This window comes from Neisseria sp. HMSC064E01 (genome assembly GCF_001808875.1).
Classification (GTDB): Bacteria; Pseudomonadota; Gammaproteobacteria; order Burkholderiales; family Neisseriaceae; genus Neisseria; species Neisseria sicca_A.
In genome coordinates, this window is record NZ_KV794963.1 from 1,542 (window position 1) to 1,912 (window position 371).

A 371-nucleotide genomic window follows, 5' to 3' on the forward strand; every position below is an offset into this window, starting at 1 on the left:
AACGGTTGTAAATCCAAGTTGCTTTTCAAACCGCCTGTAACCGTAAAACCTGCTGCAACCTGCTCCCTCCCCCGTGGGGGAGGGTTGGGGAGAGGGCATTCTCCAAATTTTGGCGACCTTCCCCAACACCCTAACCGCCCAAATACAAGCCTTGCGGCTTGTTGCCCTCTCTCTAGCTCTCTCCCACGGGAGAGAGGACGGGGCGGCTGTTGGGGTTAAAGGTTCTGCGAGGAAACAGGTTGTGCAGGCTGCTTTTTATTTTTCAGACGGCCTACATCAACGGCTGTAAACCCAAGTTGCCTTTCAAATCGCCAAAATCGCCAAATCCGCTGCAACCTGCCCCCTCCCCCGTGGGGGAGGGCTGGGGAGAG